Origin of the sequence: Cochleicola gelatinilyticus, assembly GCF_001637325.1 — a bacterium.
GTDB classification, from domain to species: Bacteria; Bacteroidota; Bacteroidia; order Flavobacteriales; family Flavobacteriaceae; genus Cochleicola; species Cochleicola gelatinilyticus.
The window spans coordinates 179421-197281 of the sequence record NZ_LRXL01000052.1; the positions used below are offsets into that span (position 1 = coordinate 179421).

Sequence of the window (17861 nt, forward strand, 5' to 3'; positions counted from 1 at the left end):
AAAAAGGGGGGAGTTTTAATTTAGCTTCTCAAAGTTCCATAAAAATTAAATTATAACAAAGCTATTGGTTAATTATCTGAAGCGGTATTGATATTAAAATTAGGGACATAGCTTATTATGAATAATTATATATAATACAATTTTCAGTAAAAGGGATTATGCTTTATTAGAGAACGTAAATGTGTTAATGAGTTTCTTTTTTAGCCTGTTCGTAAAGTGCAAGGCATTTTTTTTCAAATTCAAAATAAATAGCATCACTAAATGTTTCGAGATAGGTGATTGGAAATTTAATTGTGCTATTAATTGTGGGAAGTTTTCTTAACTTGTCTTTATAAACATCATAGAAATCACCTTTATAGGAATGGGTTTTTAAGTCAATGCTCGATTTTCCACTACCGTGTCTCACTTCTTTACCATATTTATAGCGATCAATGTCGTAGTCTGTACGCTTTATTTTTACGAGTTGCATCTGCCCGGATGTAGGGTCGTATTCAAATTCATTAATAAAACCGGAGCGCCCATAATCGTTCCGGAACTCAAAACCATTTGGAGTGTCAACAAGGGTATTGCCGAAATTCATACTCCGAATTTCCAGGCTTGCTGTTTCTCTGTAGTTATTTGACGATAGGATACAGAATAATTTATCAGCATCTGAATCGATATACACTGTGTCCGGTTCAAAGTCTCCATCAAAATCTTTTACAATCTTTCTTGTAGATTGAGAATAGCCCGTAAAAAATACTGCCATTAATAGTACACAGAGAGGTGTTTTCATAGGGTCTTTATCAACTTAACTTTAATCAGTATTAGCTGACTAATCTGAATAGAATAACGATTTTCTGAAAAAATAAACGATGGTGTATGAGAAGAAACTAAAAATATCATGACGGTTGCTATGCTGGCATCTAGTTTTTATTAAACTATATAGCTGAGATTGAATCTTTTTTCTTTTGCGAAATATCAAGATGTTTAATTCGTTCGGAATCTAGTAGTATTCCGTCATAGTATAAATTGTTTTCATCAACATACACTTCATATTCTTTCGTTTCAGATGAGAGATACAGTAAGGAGCGACTTTTTGATTTAACCTCCACAAAAACAACTTAAGCCTTTTATCTGTGTGCCTTATCGATAGCTGATGCGCTAAGTTTTTAATAAACTGAACTTATTTACTTTAAAAAAGTTAGTCCATTGACTAAATAATTCAAATTAAATTTCCTTTTTTATCGGTTGTTTATTTATTTCTATAACTTTCCCAGTATCTCCATTTAAGATAATTACTTCAGCATTATCGGTATCGATATTCCACTCGATTGTCCATGTTTTGGGATTTGATTCGGCATCTCGTATTATATATACGATGGATTCTTTTTGAATGGCTCTTTCCTCTAAATATATCAGGACATCTTCCCAAGAAAAGTTAAAAGGTTCATCATAATCAATTTCTTTTTCAACATTACCACTTTCATTATTGTACATCCAAGTTCCTTTTTTAAAACCTTCTGGATACATTAACCCTTTGCTTACCAATATTCCTTCCTCATTAAAATTATAAACTTCCATAAAGTGTAACGTCTTGTCAACCACTATTTTTTCAAAGCCGTCATTATCTCCATAAATAGCAATGTGTCCGTTTTTTTCAGGAAGTGATTGCTTATAGAAATAAGCTGTTCCGTTGGCTACTTTTCCCGTTAGATCACGGTATTCTATAGCACTTAGTGTACGTGCAACAGATTTAAATTCGCTGAGGTTTAATTTATTGTTAGTGAGCATTGTAGTGTCATTTAAATTGTTATTGAAGTTTTGTGATTGGCATGAAAAAAGTGCCATTGAAAACAATATTAATATATAGTACTTACTCATGATTCTTCTGTTGTTTGGGTCTTAAGAATATCCCATTGCCATTTCCATGTGCTAATCTGGGTGATTTTTTTACTTCCCGCATATTGTGTCATATGAGAATAATCCATTATGTTTTCAGTTTGTCCAATTTTGAAAGTATAATCACCATTATTGTCGAATGAATGGTAAAGATTCATACAGTGCATGAGTTCATGTGCAACAAAAAATGGTTGAGGGTTTTTATACATTATACATTCTTTGCTAGGAATACCATTAGCATGTCCTCCTAAATGTACAATTTTTCCGGAAGCTTTTTCTCTCCCTCCACCATTACCGAGAAAAAATACAACGAAATAATCTTTGTAGATAGCGTTTGCCTTATCTTTGGTAAATTGACTTTTTAAATACGTCACCAGATCATCTCCTGCACTATTTGTAACATTGTATTTGCTAAAAATATTTCTGGATCCGAATTTTAGAACATAATCTTTATTAAGAACTGCATCACCACTAAGATTTAAATCGGTGTTCTTTACATTGGGTTGTACTAATGCCTGCCTTAAGAAAGGGGATAAATATTCCTTTTGACTCTTTATATCAGCAGACGAAATCCCTACAGGTTCTTTTCCTTTCGCTTCTCCGTTTATGTTGGCGAGGACGTTTACAAAAACAACATTGGCAATTCTTCGATTTCCTTTATGATTCGCGAGGACTTTCAATTTTCCCGCTAGTGTTTTTTCTTCTTTGCCATCTACTTTTGTTACTGCTAGTACCTCGATATATTGATCTTTGTCGATATTTTTAATACATTCAATCGTTAGTTTTTCACTATTAAGTTTGCCGGTAGTTACCGTTCCATCTTTTTTAGTTTTAGAAGTAACCGATTTTTTTTCCAACTCAATAAATTTAAAATCGGCTTCTTCCGTGATGGTATTAGCCGCATTGGTCACCTTCAAGAAATCTTTGTGGTATTTCAAAACTATTTTGACCGGTTCAGTATCTATTACTTCCGACAGAATTTCTAACTCAGCAGGATAGGTATTCTTGTCAGTTGGATTTTTGTAAAGATTCAGAAAAGGGATTGAATAATCCTCAGTATTGCCTTTACTATCTTTTTTATCGGTTATTGTGATTGTTTCAAACACATTGTCGGCTAAATGTTTGTGTTTCTTTTCATCTTTTGTAAATACTGCGGATGGTTGGGTTGCATAAACTTTACCGTATTTTCCGACAAGAGTTTTATAGTCAACATCACCGTCTAATTTTGTGTCTCCCTTTCTAATCCAATCAAAACCATACTCTCCTTTCCAACTGGCACGGGGTCTAAAATGAACGATTACTTTAGGTGCCGGAAGAATTTCTATAGGTGAGCTTTTCTTTTTTTGATTTTCATAAGTTATACTGGCAATGAGTTTGTCCTTTTCGACATTTTTAAATTCCTTCCAGACCTCTTCGATCTGGATAGAACTTATGTCTATTCTGCCGCTTTCTGATACCGTACCTTCAAATGTAAGTTGTTTTACGCCTTTTTTAAATTCAGTTCTGTCTTCCTTTTCAATATGAACAGTAGCAGAACCACCTTGTGGATTTTCAATGCGACCTAGCAATGCAACATTACTTCCATAGGTTGCTTCTTTTATAGTTTCTTCGGAAGTATTTTCGGTCCATTGAATGCTACTAATGGTTGGAGATTCTACTCCGATCTCCGTAGGCGCTGCTTGGGCTAAAAAAGGATTGTTCGGGTTCCAGTATTCTTCAAAAACAATGCCCCGCACTTTAATGATGCCCCAGCCAATGGTGATATTCATATGTAATGGCTCATCTCCGCTAGCGCTAAAATTTTCTTCCAGTCCCAAAAAATGGGCATTGGCAAATTCAATTTTAAAAAGAGTGCTTAATCCATCACGTTTGTAGAAAATAATCTCACCCTGGCATTGTAAAGAGGGGGAAAACATATTCTCATAAAACAAACTGTCGTTTCCTGTAGATTCAATACTGAAACGTAAAGGGCCTCCAATGGGGTTACTGGTTGGTTTTCCGTTGAGATCGGAAAAACGATGGTAGAGTAGGTGAGCGTCCAATATATTTCGCTCCTGGTCTTCAATAAATAATTTTGCTTTAAAACTCATAGGGATGTAAAAGTAAGTTTTCAGCCAATCTCATTCGTAATTAAGATTCAGACACACTAACAAATCAAATTTAGGCAAGAGCATATTATTGCGCTTCTAACAAAGTTCTGCAAAAATAATACGGCAGCAAAAACATCTATGAGTTTTTTGCTGCCGTATTTGTGTTAAAATTAATAGGATAGCTTTAAAAGGGAGGTAAATAATCATCCCTGCTAAAATTTTATTTTATAGTTTTTTTTAAGAAGCCACCTTATTGCGAAGCGGTCGGTTAAGTACCAAATCTAAATAAAGGTTCACTTTGTCCTTTAGATTTCTTCTGTGTGAGATAAAGTCCAAAAAGCCATGTTCTAATAAAAATTCAGCTGTTTGAAAACCTTCCGGCAATTCTTTTCCGGTTGTATCTCTTACCACTCGTGGCCCAGCAAAAGCAACCAAAGCTCCCGGTTCGCTAATATTAATATCTCCAAGCATTGCAAAAGAAGCGGTTGTTCCACCAGTAGTTGGATCTGTACATAATGAGATATACGGAATCTTAGCTTCTGCCAATTGTGCTAGTTTTACACTTGTTTTTGCTAGTTGCATTAAAGAGAGTGCAGCTTCCATCATGCGGGCACCTCCACTTTTAGAGATAATGAGTAATGGAATCTTGTTTTTTAATGAATAATCGGCTGCTCTAGCGATTTTCTCACCTACAACACTTCCCATAGACCCACCAATGAAACTAAAGTCCATACAGGCGATTACAAGGTCTTCTCCCATCGATTTACCTACTGCCGTACGAACAGCATCTTTTAAGCCTGTTTTATCTTGTGCGGCTTTTAAACGTTCTGTGTATTTTTTTGTGTCGGTAAACGTTAGTGGATCTTTTGAGGTAAGTCCTTTATCTAATTCTTTAAATTTATTGTTGTCGAATAAAATTTCGAAGTATTCTTTACTTCCTATGCGAACATGATACCCGTCTTCTGGACTCACATAAAAATTTTGTTCTAATTCTTCAGAATCGACGATTTTTCCAGTAGGAGATTTATACCAAAGTCCTTTAGGTACATCCTTTTTATCTTCTGTTGCTGTCTGAATTCCTTTTTTTGTTCTTTTAAACCAAGCCATATGTTCCGGTGTTAGGGGAGTTTTTATTTCCATGTATAAAAATTCCGGGTTTATAGTGTATTAACGTTATTAAGATCGTGAAAAGCTTTTTCTAGTCGCGTTTTAAAGGTTGCTTCCCCTTCACGGAGCCATTTTCTTGGATCGTAATATTTTTTGTTTGGTAGATCGTCACCATCTGGATTACCAATTTGTGTTTTTAAATATCCGGCATGTGCGCCAATATAATCTCTAACTCCTTCAGTAAAAGCGAATTGAAGGTCGGTGTCTATATTCATTTTTACCACTCCATATCCAATTGCCTCTCTAATTTCTTCTACCGTAGAACCGCTTCCGCCGTGAAAAACAAAGTCGATAGGGTTGTGGCCAGTATTAAATTTTTTCTGAATGTACTCTTGAGAATTTTTCAGAATTATGGGTGTTAATTTTACATTTCCAGGCTTGTAAACTCCATGAACATTTCCGAAGGCAGCTGCAATTGTAAATTGATCGCTAACTTTTAAAAGTTCTTCGTACGCATAAGCTACTTCTTCGGGTTGTGTATATAATTTAGAAGAATCTACATCGGTATTGTCTACTCCATCTTCTTCTCCTCCAGTAATCCCTAATTCGATTTCAAGTGTCATTCCCATTTTACTCATACGCTCTAAATAGCGTTTTGAGATCTCGATATTTTCTTCGATAGGTTCTTCAGAAAGATCGATCATGTGGGAACTATATAGCGATTTCCCAGTTTCTTTGTAATATTTTTCTCCGGCATCTAATAAACCATCGATCCAAGGCAGTAATTTTTTTGCACAGTGGTCGGTGTGTAGAATTACTGTAGCACCATAAGCTTCTGCGAGTGTGTGTATGTGTTTTGCCCCAGCAACACCTCCTAGAATCGAAGCTTGTTGATTTTCGTTTGAAAGTCCTTTTCCAGCATTAAAAGAAGCACCACCATTGGAGAACTGAATAATCACTGGAGCATTTAATGCGGCAGCAGTTTCCATCACAGTATTTACAGTGCTCGATCCAGTTACATTTACCGCTGGCATTGCAAATCCTTTTTTCTTAGCGTATTCGTGAATTTTTTGAACTTCTTTGCCCGTAGCAACTCCAGGACGTATCGAATGACTCATAGTGTTATTTTTTTTATAGATATACTTCACTCTAGCACATGCTATTAATGTAAGTGAAGAAAATAGTGTTCTTGTTCTTTCAAATATATAATGGCAAAAATATGAAATTTAAATGGTTTAAAAAGGATAGTTAATCCCGATGTTGTACACGACATTTTGGAAATTATAATCTTTAAACCAACGGTTTCCTTCCGAATTTGCTGGGTTGTATGTTTTAAATCCGGTGTCAAGTCTAAAAACAAAAAAACCAAAATCATACCGTAGTCCTAAGCCAGATGCAATGGCGATTTCTTTTAAGTCTGAAAGGCCCGAAAATTTAGACGCTTCGTCATTCACATTGTCGGCAACATTCCAAATGTTTCCAGCATCAACAAAGAGTGCACCTTTAAAAGCTCCAAAAATTGGAAAACGATATTCTGCATTAAATGCCAGTTTTAGGTTAGCTTCGTTAAACTCGAAAACACCACCGCTACTTCCTGGTCCAAGATCGTATGCTCTCCAGCCACGGTTGTCGTTTGCACCACCCGCAAAATAACTACGGGTAAAAGGAATGCTGTTACTGTTTCCATAGGGAATGGCGATTCCTCCAAATCCACGAATTGCAAAAATGGTTGAATTTTCAAATTCCCAGTGTTTAATATATTCTGCTTCTCCTTTTAAATATTGTGAAAAGACAACTCCTAACGTTTCATAGTTATCATTGCTGTTTTTTTCTATACTACTAGCTTTCGAAATTAATGAAAGAAGATTCCCTGCGCTTTCTAGTTTCCAACGTATTCTTGAAAAATTATTGTCACTTATTCCTTCTCTGGTATCCCGTTGCCAAGTAAAGCTAGTAGTGAAGATAAGGTTGTCTTCAGTAAGACGATCTTTACGTTCAATATTGTTTTGTAGTATTTGGGAGTTGTCGTTCGAAAGGTCGTAGTTGTTGTTAACAAACGCATCATTTAAAAAATTATCTATTCCGTTGGGTACGGTAAGTTGCAGATCGCCATTAGAGTCGAGGGTGTAATAATCTGGGTCGATGGCACCTTGAGTATCGTCTTCCACAATTCGAGCAATCGTATTTACTTGATCGAACGAGTTTCTATAGATGTTAAAATAATTACTTACATTTAAATTACGAACGTATTGTATGTTGAGAAAATCGAACACATTGGTACGTATTTTTGAAGGTTTCCATCGGTAATTATATCTAACGTTAATACTTTGTCGATCTAAACCAATATTATTTTGCGCATTAAATCCTAAACTTATACTGGTCGTTGGGGACATGTATTTAGGAATGAGTTTGTCGGTATTTACAGGGAAAAGTATCTTCGGAAAGGAAAGTTTTACTTCTCCACCAATGTCTGAAACATTAAAGAATTTACTATCACTATCGGCTTGATCTTTCGACGAACCAATACTTCCGTTTCCTGAAATCTCTAGCGTTTCAGCACCTCGAAAAACATTCCGAATTAAAAATGTTCCACTTCCTCCAATACCAATTTGTTGAATCGATGAGGTGTATGCATCGAAATCGGCACCAAGTGTATATTTCTTTTTTGGTGTAAGTAATATTGTTGCTATAAGGTTAGTGCCAGTAGTGTCACGTGGATCTTCTTGATACGTTATATTGGGGTACCTAAACATTCGAAGATCACTCAGTTGGTTATACGAAAGCGTACGGTCTATATCTTTAAAAGTTTTATTAGGGGTAATAGAAATAGCATCTGTTATAGCTTTCGATGTAAACTCTAACTCATCGTAACTGTATAATTTATAACCTTTAAAGAAAGCAGAGTCTGAGAACTTTTCATTTCTCTTATTAAATTCATAATCGGTTACTACCCTAACTTCGCTAACGGTGTGAACCTTAAATGGTTCTGTATATACTGTATCGCCAACCGTTATCTTTCTATCGGGAATAAGGTAGGTTATATTTGCTTTATGATTTGTTTTTACAGTATCCCCTTCAAATCCTACATAATCTTGATCGAAATAATACAATCCCGAATTTCTAAATTGTATGGTTAACCGATCACGTTCGTTTACAAAATCGTTTGCTTTATATTGTTTTCCAGATTGTATAAAAGATTGTCCCTTGGTGAGCTGAAACAAACTGTCTACAACGGGTGAGCTAATCTTTTCGGTGATAGAATCAACAATATAAGGTGTGTTTCGTGTAACGTAATAATCCATCGATGCACGCTTTTTTCTAGTAGTGTCTATTCGTATGCTGTCTGCAACTTCAGCGTTAAACCATCCATAACTACTGTAGTAACGCTTCAGTCGGTTCTTTGATTTTTCGGTTCGGTCTTCAGAAATAATAGCTGGAGCATCTCCTGTTTTTTTTAACCAGTTATTAAAACCTACCTTCGCACTATCTAGTGCATCCACCTGTTTTTTTGACAGCCATTTCACCAATCGTTCTTCTCGGTTGGGCTTTCGATGTAACCAATCTTGAAATGTAGAGTCGGGTTTTGGTTCTGCAATGTTGTAAATGTGAAGTCCCAAAGGAACATTTATTAAAGGTATTCTTGGATTGGGTTTTTGGTATAACTGACTATACACTCCAAAGTCACTTATCTCATTGCCGTCTACTGTTATGGTGTTTTCAGTTAATAGAAATTTACCTTCAGGAACCCGTTTTACAGCGTTACAAGAAATAAATAATATAAGAACAACTAAAAATAATGATATTTTTGTGAGGGTATAGGCCAAGTGTCTTCCTTAATTTAACTTCAAAAATAGAATAAATTTGATAAGTAAAAGTGAAATAAAACTAATAACGAGTCTTAAGCAAAAAAAGTACAGAACGAGTACAGGGCTTTTTGTTGCTGAAGGACCAAAAGTTATTCGAGAATTAATGCAGGAAGGAATGAAATTGCATAGTTTATATACTACAAATCTAGAGGTTATTACTTCGGAAGGTGCGGTAGAAATTTCAGAAAAAGAGCTTCAGAAAATTAGCTTTTTAACCTCTGCAAATACTGCGCTAGCACTTTTTTATACACAATCAAATAAAGAGATTACTTCGGAAGGGCTTATTGTCGCTTTAGATGCGGTTCGCGATCCGGGAAATCTAGGAACGATTATCCGACTTTGCGATTGGTTTGGCGTGTCACAATTGGTGTGTTCTGAAGATTCTGCAGATTGTTACAACCCAAAAGTAATTCAAGCGACGATGGGCTCTATCGCTAGAGTTCCGCTTCAGTACACCGACCTATCTGTTTTTTTGAAAGAGACCCAACTACCTGTATACGGAGGTTGTATGAATGGCGAGTCTGTTTACAGCGAGAAGTTTCCGAAGCAAGGTGTGATTGTTATGGGAAATGAAGCTAATGGAATTTCAGAAAAAGTACTAAAATTACTCACTAAAAAAATAACCATTCCGCAGTTTGGAAAAGCTCATAAAACAGAAAGTCTTAATGTAGCTACAGCCACGGCAATCTTATTAAACGAATTTAAGAGAAGTTCGTTTACTGAAATGTAAAATTAACAAAGATACCCCGCGTTGATAATTTGTCGATATTGCTCGTATATACACTATTAGGGTCTTCATCTTGTATTAATTCGTCTTTTAGGCCAAATACACCACGAATGGAAGGTGTAAATTTGAAATAATAAAAATAAAGATCAACACCGAAGCCTAACTCGTAAAAGCTGCTGTTTCTAGTTGTTCTAAACTGCCCTTGTTGGTTGTCTTCTGGGTTGGTCTCGTTACTAGAAAGGTTTACCGATGTGGAAATTCCACCTACTATAAAAGGTTTAAAGTTATTAAGGCGTTTGGTTGAGACCTTAAGTAATAACGGAACATGAATGTACGTAGATTTTACTTCCCTAAGAAAATCAACTTCATCTTCGAATCCTGGATAAATTAGATTTCGTTGTGTGTAATATAGCCCTGGTTCTAAGCGAAGATTCATGTAATTATTAATTTTTAAATCTCCGATAAGTCCTACGTTAAATCCCCCAATTTTCTCTACTTGAACATCGGTGTTTAAATCCCCAAATTGATCTTTGTAGTCGAAATTAAAATCAAGGCTATTAAACCCCAAAAAATATCCCCAGGAGAGAAACAAGTTGTCAATATCTCCTTTTCCTCCACTGGCATCGTTGGCAATGCGCTCTTTATTGCCAAATTGTGCATCTGCGGATTGATAAAAAAATAAAAAGGTAAGGGTGAATATAAGGTGCTTCATCATTGTTTAGTAGCGGTATAAATGGTTGCTACGCCAAAAGTTTGCGGTTTGCTTTTCACATCTATAAACCCAATTTTACTCAAAATATTGTTGAGTTGTTCGCCATGTGGAAAAACAGAGGCACTTTCACTTAAATAGCGGTAGGCAACTTTGTCTTTAGAAAATAGGCGCCCAATTAGTGGTAGGATTTTGCCAGAGTAAAAATGATACCCTTGCTTAAAAGGAGTTTTTTCGGGAACCGAAGTTTCTAAAATAACAAATAAACCGTTTGGGGTCAATACGCGAAGTATTTCTGAAAGGCCTATTTCTAGATTCTCAAAATTTCGAATTCCAAAAGAAACGGTTACTACTTCGAAAGAGTTGTCTTTAAAGGGAAGTGCTTCTGAATCTCCTTGAATAAAAGTTACTTTATCATTTAGTTGCGTTCCCGCTACTTTTTTCCTAGCAACCGAAAGCATTCCGTCTGAAAGATCGAGACCTACAATTTTCTTAGCAGGAACAGTTGCGGCAAACGTAATGGCTAGATCACCAGTACCAGTAGCGATATCTAAAATAGAGTTGGGGTTTTTAGCCTTCACCATTGCCACGACCTTCTTACGCCATTTTACATCTGTACCCAATGAAATTACGCGATTTAATCCGTCGTAATTCTCTGAGATAGTATCGAACATCTGCTCTACCTGCTGTTTTTTATTTAGCGTAGATTCTTTGTAGGGTGTTATTTTTTTTTCTTTACTCATGATCGGGCGCAAAGCTACATATTTTTTGAGAGTTGCTGCCCTATTGAATTCATAAAAGACAATGAGTTACTAGTAAAAAAATGGCTACCTTTGCCTAACTTATTTCGTAAGATATATTATGAAAATTATTATTGCCGGAGCAGGCGAGGTAGGATTTCATTTAGCAAAACTCCTTTCTTTCGAGTCTCAAGATATTACACTTATTGATAATAACAGAGAAGCCCTAAGTTATGCCGATACACATTTAGACATTCGGGTAGTGCGGGGTGATGCCACATCTATTTCAGTTTTAAAAGACTCGAAAGTAGATGGAACCGATCTTGTAATTGCCGTCACTTCTAGTGAAACTACAAATATTACCGTTTGTGTACTCGCAAAGCAATTAGGTGCAAAACGTACCATTGCTCGTATTTCTAATACCGAATTTATAGATAGAAAAGACGAAGTTGGATTTACAAAATTTGGAATCGACGAACTTATTTCTCCAGAATCGCTTGCAGCGAATGAAATTGAATTATTGCTTAATCAGAGTGCGTTTAACGACACTTACGAATTCGAAAATGGAGCATTAATTATGATCGGTCTAAGTTTAACGCGAACCGCAGAATTTGTAGGCAAGACAGTGCAACAAGTTGCAGATCTTAATCCGAAATTAAAATACGTGCCTATTGCTATTCAGCGTTATGGTACGCAATACACACTTATTCCGCGAGGAGACACCCAATTTAAAGAAGGGGATCAAGTGTATTTTACAACCACACGGGCAGGAGTAAAAGAAATTTACAAACTAACAGGAAAAGTAAAAGAAGACCTTAAGAATATAATGATTCTTGGAGGTAGTAGTATAGGATATAAAGCTGCTAATGATCTTTGCAAAAGTAGGTTTAATGTAAAACTAATAGAAAGCGATAAAGAGAAAGCTTTTGAAATTGCTGACGATATTCCTAGCTGTCTTGTTATAAATGGTGACGGAAGAAATGTAGAATTGCTTCAGGAAGAATCTATTCAAGATATGGACGCATTTATTGCGGTTACTGGTAATAGTGAAATTAACATAATGTCCTGTCTGGTGGCAAAATCTAAAGGGGTGCGTAAAACCATTGCTTTGGTAGAAAACATGGATTATTTTCAATTGTCTCATTCTATTGGTATTGATACCTTGATTAATAAAAAATTACTAGCAGCAAATAATATTTTTAGATACGTACGTAAAGGTGAAGTAGTCGCTATGACGAAACTAAATAATATGAATGCTGAATTGCTAGAATTTGTGGTGACACCAAAATCTTCAGTTTGTAATCAAAACATTAGGGATATCGATTTGCCTCGATCTGCCGTTATTGGAGGAGTGATTCGAAATGGAGAAGGAATCATCGCTTTGGGAGATTTCAGAATTCAAAATAGGGATCGCATTGTTGTATGTAGTTTGCCTCAATCTATCAACAAAGTGGAAAAATTCTTTGTGTAATGCGCACATCTTTATCTAGATTAAATTTTAAGATTATTTTGCATATTATGGGCTTGCTGTTTCTTGTAAACGGTGGCTTTATGTTATTAGCGGCGTTAATAAGCGCAATATATAAAGATGGGGTGACCTTTGAAATTTCAATGGCTGGATTGGTTACGCTTGTTGCAGGTGCAGTTGTGATGTTTCTAACCAAAGACCATCGAAAGGAAATTCAAAAGAGAGAAGGGTATATTATTGTCGCGTCAGGGTGGGTGTTTATGTCTCTAATTGGAACCTTACCTTATATTTTTACAGGCGCAATTCCGGGAATTACCAATGCTTTTTTTGAAACCATGAGCGGGTATTCCACTACAGGAGCTTCTGTTTTAAGTGATATTGAAAGCATACCGAAAGGTGTATTATTTTGGCGGTCTATTACTCACTGGATAGGAGGGATGGGTATTATTGTTTTAGCTATTGCTATTCTGCCACTATTAGGAATAGGAGGAATGCAACTTTTTGCGGCAGAAGCCCCGGGACCAGGAGGAGATAAACTACATCCACGAATTACCGATACTGCCAAAAGATTGTGGCTTATTTATGTAGGGTACACAATTGCTGAAACTATTTTGTTAAAAGTTGCTGGAATGTCTTTTTTCGATGCTATAAACCACTCGTTAAGTACGTTAAGTACTGGTGGTTTTTCAACCAAAAATGACAGTGTTGCCTATTACAATGATAACCCCCTTATTCAATACATTATTATTGTATTCATGTTCTTGGCAGGTACCAATTTTGTATTAAGTTACTTTGCATTTAAAAAAAAATTTAGAAAAATTTTTAAGGATGAAGAGTTTAGGGCTTATTCAATTTTAATTGTTGGGTTAACTGTAATTGCAAGCTTACTTATTTATTATGAAGCTGATGTTACAGATTCTTCGATTGCACATCCAATGGTGCTGGGGCACTTTGAAAGTTCGGTACGTCATGCGTTGTTTCAGGTTTTAGCAATTGTAACTACTACGGGATTTGTTACGGCAGATTATACACTTTGGACTCCATTTTTAACAATTTTCTTTTTCGGTTTAATGTTTTTAGGAGGTTCGGCAGGATCTACAGCTGGTGGGATAAAGATCATGCGTCATTTAATTATGATTAAAAACGGAGTGTTAGAATTTAAAAGAACATTGCACCCGAATGCAATTTTACCTGTTCGTTATAATACAAAGGCAATTCCACAGCCTATTGTATTTAATATTTTAGGGTTTTTTATTCTGTATATGCTATCCTTTATTGTAGGAACACTTGTTTTTACTTGGATGGGGTTAGACTTTAGAACAGCACTAGGAGGTACCGCCTCCACATTAGGGAATGTTGGACCTGCTTTGGGTGACCTTGGTCCAGTTAATAACTACGGAAGCCTACCCGATGCTGCAAAGTGGTGGGCAAGTTTTCTGATGCTTATAGGGCGTTTAGAATTATTTACGGTATTAATTTTATTTACTCCATTTTTCTGGAGGAACCGATAAATAAATTTGAAAAAAAAATCCGCTTCGAAAATTAATTGAAGCGGATTTCTGAAATTTTTAGTTCAGTATATTAGGTCAATGCTTCTTTAATTTGTTTCATAGCCTGTTTAATATCTGTTTCGGAAGCCGCGTAAGAGATTCGAATGCAATTTGGATCACCAAATGCTTCACCAGTTACAGTTGCCACATTCGCTTCTTCAAGTAAAAACAAAGAAAAATCTGAAGCTGAATTTATATTTTTTCCCTTAAGAGTCTTTCCGAAGTAATAAGAAATATCTGGAAATACATAGAAAGCTCCCTCAGGAGTATTGCTTTTAAAACCTGGGATCTTAGAGAGTAATTTAAGTATTAATGAACGACGGTCTTTAAACGCATCTACCATATATTTTATCTTACTCGGTGGGTTTTCGAGTGCTGTAATTGTTGCGCGTTGTGCAATGCAGTTTGCACCACTAGTTACCTGTCCCTGCATTTTTGTACAAGCTTTAGCGATCCATTCTGGAGCACCAATATATCCGATTCTCCAGCCAGTCATAGAAAATGCTTTTGAGACCCCATTTACTACGACAGTTCGGTCGTACATGTCTTCGAATTGTGCCATCGAAAAATGCTCACCGTCGAACAAAATATGTTCATATATTTCATCGCTAACTACAATAATATCGGGATGCTTTACCAATACATCAGCCAATGCTCTAAGCTCTTTTTTACTGTACACCGAACCGCTCGGGTTGCAAGGTGAACTATAAATAATCATTTTAGTTTTAGGCGTTATTGCTTCTTGTAAACTTTCCGCAGTAATTTTAAAATCGGTTTCAATGGAGGTTTTAATTTCCTTTGGTATACCACCAGCTACTTTGCTAATGTCGCTATAACTTACCCAATATGGTGCAGGCAGTAAAACTTCATCTCCATCATTTAAAAGCACCATTGCAAGATTTGCTAACGATTGTTTTGCTCCAGTAGACACTACAATTTGTGATGGCGTATAGGTAAGCTTATTATCTCGTTTAAATTTGGTGATAATGGCATCTTTCAAGTCACCATATCCATCTACAGGAGTGTAGGAGTGAAAGTCGTTTTGTATAGCTTGAACTCCTGCTTCTTTTACAAATTCTGGAATGGTAAAATCAGGTTCGCCAAGACTTAATCCAATAATATCTTTTCCTTCGGCTCTTAATTCTCTTGCTTTTGCCGCCATGGCCAAAGTTGCAGAGGTTGCCATTTCGTTTATGCGGTTCGAAAGTTTTGGGTTCATAGGTACTGGTTAGGCAGATAGAGCTGGGTTAAGCCCCATTTGTTTTAAATGTTTGAAATGTGCTATTAATGCTTTTCGTGTAGTTTTATACTCGTGATACGGCAAATTAAATTCTTGTGCTGTTTCACGAACAATCTTAGAGATTTTAGTATAATGTACATGACTTATGTTTGGGAAAATATGATGTTCTACTTGATGATTTAAACCACCAGTAAACCAATTCATGATTCTATTCTTGGTCGAAAAATTTACCGTTGTAAATAATTGATGAATTGCCCAAGTATTTTTCATAGTTCCAGACGGATCGGGTAGTGGCATATCGGTTGCTTCTACAATATGTGCTAATTGAAATACAACACTTAAAATAACACCTGCCACGTAATGCATAATAAAGAAGCCTATAAGTATTTTCCACCAAGCTATATCAAAGAAAAGAATAGGAATTACAATCCAAATACCTACATAGATCGTTTTTGTAATTAATAAAGTACTCCACTGCTTTATCGGACTGGGAAGTTTTCCATAAGAAAGCTTTTGTGCTAGATACCTTTTGGTTTGCATAAAATCTGACGTAATTACCCAGTTAATTGTGAGTAAACCATAAAATAAAATACTGTAATAATGTTGAAATTTATGAAATCGGTTCCATTTTGCATGTCTGGAAAACCGAAGAATTCGTCCAGCTTCCATGTCTTCATCATGACCGTGAATATTTGTGTAGGTATGGTGAAGAACATTGTGTTGCACTTGCCAGTTGTATACATTTCCTGCAAGAATATAAATGCTGCTTCCCATTACCTTATTAATCCATTTTTTGGAAGAATAGGCACCGTGATTTGCATCATGCATTACATTCATTCCAACACCAGCCATACCAACCCCCATAATAATGGTGAAAACAAGTTGAAGCCACTCAGGAACATTTAATGTTAGTAAAAGAAAGTAAGGCGTTAAGTATAAAGAGAACATAATGATAGTCTTTACATGCAAGCGCCAATTCCCGTTACGAGAAAGGTTGTTTTCTTTAAAGTAAAGATTAACTCGTTTGTTGAGTGTTCTGAAAAATTTAGCAGAATCTACTCTTGAAAAATTAATAGTTGTATTTCCCACATTGTTGTATTTAAGAGAGTCTAAAAAAGGAAAACGCAAAAATACGGATCTATTGTTTAAAACTACGGAAACCTATCATAAATTATTATAAGAAGTCCTACTTTTGCAGCTATAGCACATTATGGACATACTTTTAAAATATTTTCCGCATCTTTCTGAAAATCAGTTGCGTCAGTTTCAGTTACTTCAATCATTGTACCAAGATTGGAATTTAAAAATTAATGTTGTTTCCCGAAAAGATATCGACGAATTATACCTTCGTCATGTATTGCATTCTTTAGGAATTGCTAAAGTACAAGCGTTCAACCCGGGGGCTTCGATCTTAGATGTTGGAACGGGAGGAGGTTTTCCGGGAATTCCGTTGGCAATACTTTTTCCTGAAACAAAATTCCATTTGGTGGATAGTATCGGAAAGAAAATAAAAGTAGTTGAAGAAGTTTCAGAAGGACTTTCCTTAGAGAATGTGCGTGTTACAAATGCACGAGTTGAGACGCTTTCAGATCAGTATGATTTTATTGTAAGTCGAGCCGTAGCGCAGATGGAAACATTTGTGCGTTGGGTGCGGCATAATGTTGCTAAAAAAAGTAATCATGAACTTAAAAATGGAATTTTATATCTGAAAGGGGGCGACCTTTCTGAAGAATTGGTGCCTTTTCCAAAGGCAACTATTTATAAGCTTCCCACTTTTTTTGAAGAAGACTTTTTTGAAACAAAAAGTGTGGTCCATCTTCCTCTGAAATATAAAGGATAGGTTTTAATTCTCAATTTTGAACATTGAACATTGAACATTGAACATTGAACATTGAATATTTAATAGGGATGATTCTATTGGTTGAGAAGAAGCCACTGTAGTGCAATGATTGTCTTGGCATCCATGATTTTATTCTGAAGATATTCTTGTATTTCTGAAATAGGAATTTTTACTGTTTTAATATCTTCATTTTCATCTTCAACACCTCCACCTTTTTCGGTTTTTTGGTGTTTAGAGACCTTAGCGTAAAATAAAAAAACACGCTCGGTACTTCCTCCAGGAGACGTATAGAAGTTGAATAATTGATCGGGTTGCTCGATCTCATACCCCATTTCTTCGAGAGTTTCTCGTTTCACACAAGCGAGTGGACATTCTTCTTTTTCCATCGAACCAGCTGGAATTTCTAAAAGCCATCCTTTTTCGTGTTGGGTGGTGGGATATCTAAATTGTTTTGTGAGTAGTACAGAATTTGATTCTTTTTCTACTAATAAAATAGCTACCGAATCGCCTCTATGAAATGCGAGTCGTTCAGCAGTAATGGTTTCTCCTTTAAAAGTCTCGTATCGAACTTCTGCTTTTAAGATTTTATAATGATCATTGAAGACCACCTGTTCATTTATAATAGTGTATTCCATCTTATAAA

16 protein-coding genes are annotated in these 17861 nt (G+C 35.8%); 4 read left to right on the top strand and 12 right to left on the bottom strand.

The genetic code is table 11. From position 1 onward, the window contains the following. Positions 1-184 precede the first annotated feature (184 nt). The 7 genes from ULVI_RS13720 to tamL form a co-directional block, all read right to left on the bottom strand. Positions 185-775, bottom strand: coding sequence for a hypothetical protein (locus ULVI_RS13720; RefSeq protein ID WP_157632634.1), 591 nt, complete (start codon positions 773-775; stop codon positions 185-187). Between the two features lie 145 nt (positions 776-920). Continuing rightward, a complete protein-coding gene (locus tag ULVI_RS15470) occupies positions 921-1094 on the bottom strand; it encodes a hypothetical protein (RefSeq protein ID WP_157632635.1) in 174 nt (57 codons plus the stop codon). 115 nt (positions 1095-1209) lie between these two features. Next, on the bottom strand, positions 1210-1830 hold the full coding sequence (locus ULVI_RS13725) for a hypothetical protein (RefSeq protein ID WP_157632636.1): 621 nt from the start codon (positions 1828-1830) through the stop codon (positions 1210-1212). A 29-nt stretch (positions 1831-1859) separates the two neighbouring features. After that, positions 1860-3971 carry a type VI secretion system tube protein TssD gene (gene tssD, locus ULVI_RS13730; protein WP_068593369.1) on the bottom strand — a complete coding sequence of 704 codons (2112 nt, stop codon included), beginning with the start codon at positions 3969-3971 and terminating at the stop codon, positions 1860-1862. Positions 3972-4208: 237 nt separating this feature from the next. Further along, the gene (accD, locus tag ULVI_RS13735) at positions 4209-5078 is read right to left on the bottom strand and encodes an acetyl-CoA carboxylase, carboxyltransferase subunit beta (protein WP_068593487.1); all 870 of its coding nucleotides are present in this window, start codon (positions 5076-5078) and stop codon (positions 4209-4211) included. Between the two features lie 50 nt (positions 5079-5128). Further along, the gene (gene fbaA, locus ULVI_RS13740) at positions 5129-6196 is read right to left on the bottom strand and encodes a class II fructose-bisphosphate aldolase (protein WP_068593370.1); all 1068 of its coding nucleotides are present in this window, start codon (positions 6194-6196) and stop codon (positions 5129-5131) included. A 117-nt stretch (positions 6197-6313) separates the two neighbouring features. Next, the gene (gene tamL, locus ULVI_RS13745) at positions 6314-8902 is read right to left on the bottom strand and encodes a translocation and assembly module lipoprotein TamL (protein WP_068593371.1); all 2589 of its coding nucleotides are present in this window, start codon (positions 8900-8902) and stop codon (positions 6314-6316) included. A gap of 37 nt (positions 8903-8939) precedes the next feature. Between tamL and ULVI_RS13750 the strand changes: the two genes are divergently transcribed. After that, positions 8940-9674: an RNA methyltransferase gene (locus ULVI_RS13750; protein ID WP_068593372.1), complete on the top strand. Its 735-nt coding sequence runs from the start codon at positions 8940-8942 to the stop codon at positions 9672-9674. Here the strand turns inward: ULVI_RS13750 and porT are convergent. Further along, positions 9661-10383: a type IX secretion/gliding motility protein PorT/SprT gene (porT, locus tag ULVI_RS13755; RefSeq protein ID WP_068593373.1), complete on the bottom strand. Its 723-nt coding sequence runs from the start codon at positions 10381-10383 to the stop codon at positions 9661-9663. The genes ULVI_RS13750 and porT overlap by 14 nt on opposite strands. After that, complete coding sequence (ubiE, locus tag ULVI_RS13760) at positions 10383-11123, bottom strand: bifunctional demethylmenaquinone methyltransferase/2-methoxy-6-polyprenyl-1,4-benzoquinol methylase UbiE (RefSeq protein ID WP_068593374.1); 741 nt, start codon at positions 11121-11123, stop codon at positions 10383-10385. Before ubiE ends, porT begins: the two co-directional genes overlap by 1 nt. Positions 11124-11241: 118 nt before the next feature. Here ubiE and trkA point away from each other — a divergent pair, with 118 nt between their 5' ends. Further along, entirely contained in the window at positions 11242-12591 is a 1350-nt protein-coding gene (trkA, locus tag ULVI_RS13765; protein WP_068593375.1) for a Trk system potassium transporter TrkA, read from the top strand. Beyond that, positions 12591-14099, top strand: coding sequence for a TrkH family potassium uptake protein (locus ULVI_RS13770; protein ID WP_068593376.1), 1509 nt, complete (start codon positions 12591-12593; stop codon positions 14097-14099). Before trkA ends, ULVI_RS13770 begins: the two co-directional genes overlap by 1 nt. A 70-nt stretch (positions 14100-14169) precedes the next feature. Here ULVI_RS13770 and ULVI_RS13775 read toward each other — a convergent pair whose 3' ends face one another. Both ULVI_RS13775 and ULVI_RS13780 read right to left on the bottom strand, forming a co-directional pair. Then, positions 14170-15357 (bottom strand): pyridoxal phosphate-dependent aminotransferase, encoded by a 1188-nt coding sequence (locus tag ULVI_RS13775; protein WP_068593377.1) that lies wholly within the window; start codon positions 15355-15357, stop codon positions 14170-14172. Positions 15358-15366: 9 nt separating this feature from the next. Further along, entirely contained in the window at positions 15367-16467 is a 1101-nt protein-coding gene (locus ULVI_RS13780; RefSeq protein WP_068593488.1) for a fatty acid desaturase family protein, read from the bottom strand. 121 nt (positions 16468-16588) lie between these two features. Between ULVI_RS13780 and rsmG the strand changes: the two genes are divergently transcribed. Further along, a complete protein-coding gene (gene rsmG / locus ULVI_RS13785) occupies positions 16589-17218 on the top strand; it encodes a 16S rRNA (guanine(527)-N(7))-methyltransferase RsmG (protein WP_068593378.1) in 630 nt (209 codons plus the stop codon). 74 nt (positions 17219-17292) lie between these two features. On the opposite strand, the gene ULVI_RS13790 is transcribed toward rsmG, so the two are convergent. After that, positions 17293-17853, bottom strand: coding sequence for an NUDIX domain-containing protein (locus tag ULVI_RS13790; protein WP_068593379.1), 561 nt, complete (start codon positions 17851-17853; stop codon positions 17293-17295). Positions 17854-17861: the final 8 nt, after the last annotated feature.

Excerpts from the sequence above, each read along its gene's own strand:
- trkA (WP_068593375.1), top strand. The coding sequence starts at position 11,242 with ATGAAAATTATTATTGCCGGAGCAGGCGAGGTAGGATTTCATTTAGCA.
- porT (WP_068593373.1), bottom strand. The coding sequence starts at position 10,383 with ATGAAGCACCTTATATTCACCCTTACCTTTTTATTTTTTTATCAATCC.
- rsmG (WP_068593378.1), top strand. The coding sequence starts at position 16,589 with ATGGACATACTTTTAAAATATTTTCCGCATCTTTCTGAAAATCAGTTG.
- ULVI_RS13770 (WP_068593376.1), top strand. The coding sequence starts at position 12,591 with ATGCGCACATCTTTATCTAGATTAAATTTTAAGATTATTTTGCATATT.
- ULVI_RS13775 (WP_068593377.1), bottom strand. The coding sequence starts at position 15,357 with ATGAACCCAAAACTTTCGAACCGCATAAACGAAATGGCAACCTCTGCA.
- ULVI_RS13725 (WP_157632636.1), bottom strand. The coding sequence starts at position 1,830 with ATGGCACTTTTTTCATGCCAATCACAAAACTTCAATAACAATTTAAAT.
- fbaA (WP_068593370.1), bottom strand. The coding sequence starts at position 6,196 with ATGAGTCATTCGATACGTCCTGGAGTTGCTACGGGCAAAGAAGTTCAA.
- ULVI_RS13720 (WP_157632634.1), bottom strand. The coding sequence starts at position 775 with ATGAAAACACCTCTCTGTGTACTATTAATGGCAGTATTTTTTACGGGC.
- accD (WP_068593487.1), bottom strand. The coding sequence starts at position 5,078 with ATGGCTTGGTTTAAAAGAACAAAAAAAGGAATTCAGACAGCAACAGAA.
- ULVI_RS13790 (WP_068593379.1), bottom strand. The coding sequence starts at position 17,853 with ATGGAATACACTATTATAAATGAACAGGTGGTCTTCAATGATCATTAT.
- tssD (WP_068593369.1), bottom strand. The coding sequence starts at position 3,971 with ATGAGTTTTAAAGCAAAATTATTTATTGAAGACCAGGAGCGAAATATA.
- ubiE (WP_068593374.1), bottom strand. The coding sequence starts at position 11,123 with ATGAGTAAAGAAAAAAAAATAACACCCTACAAAGAATCTACGCTAAAT.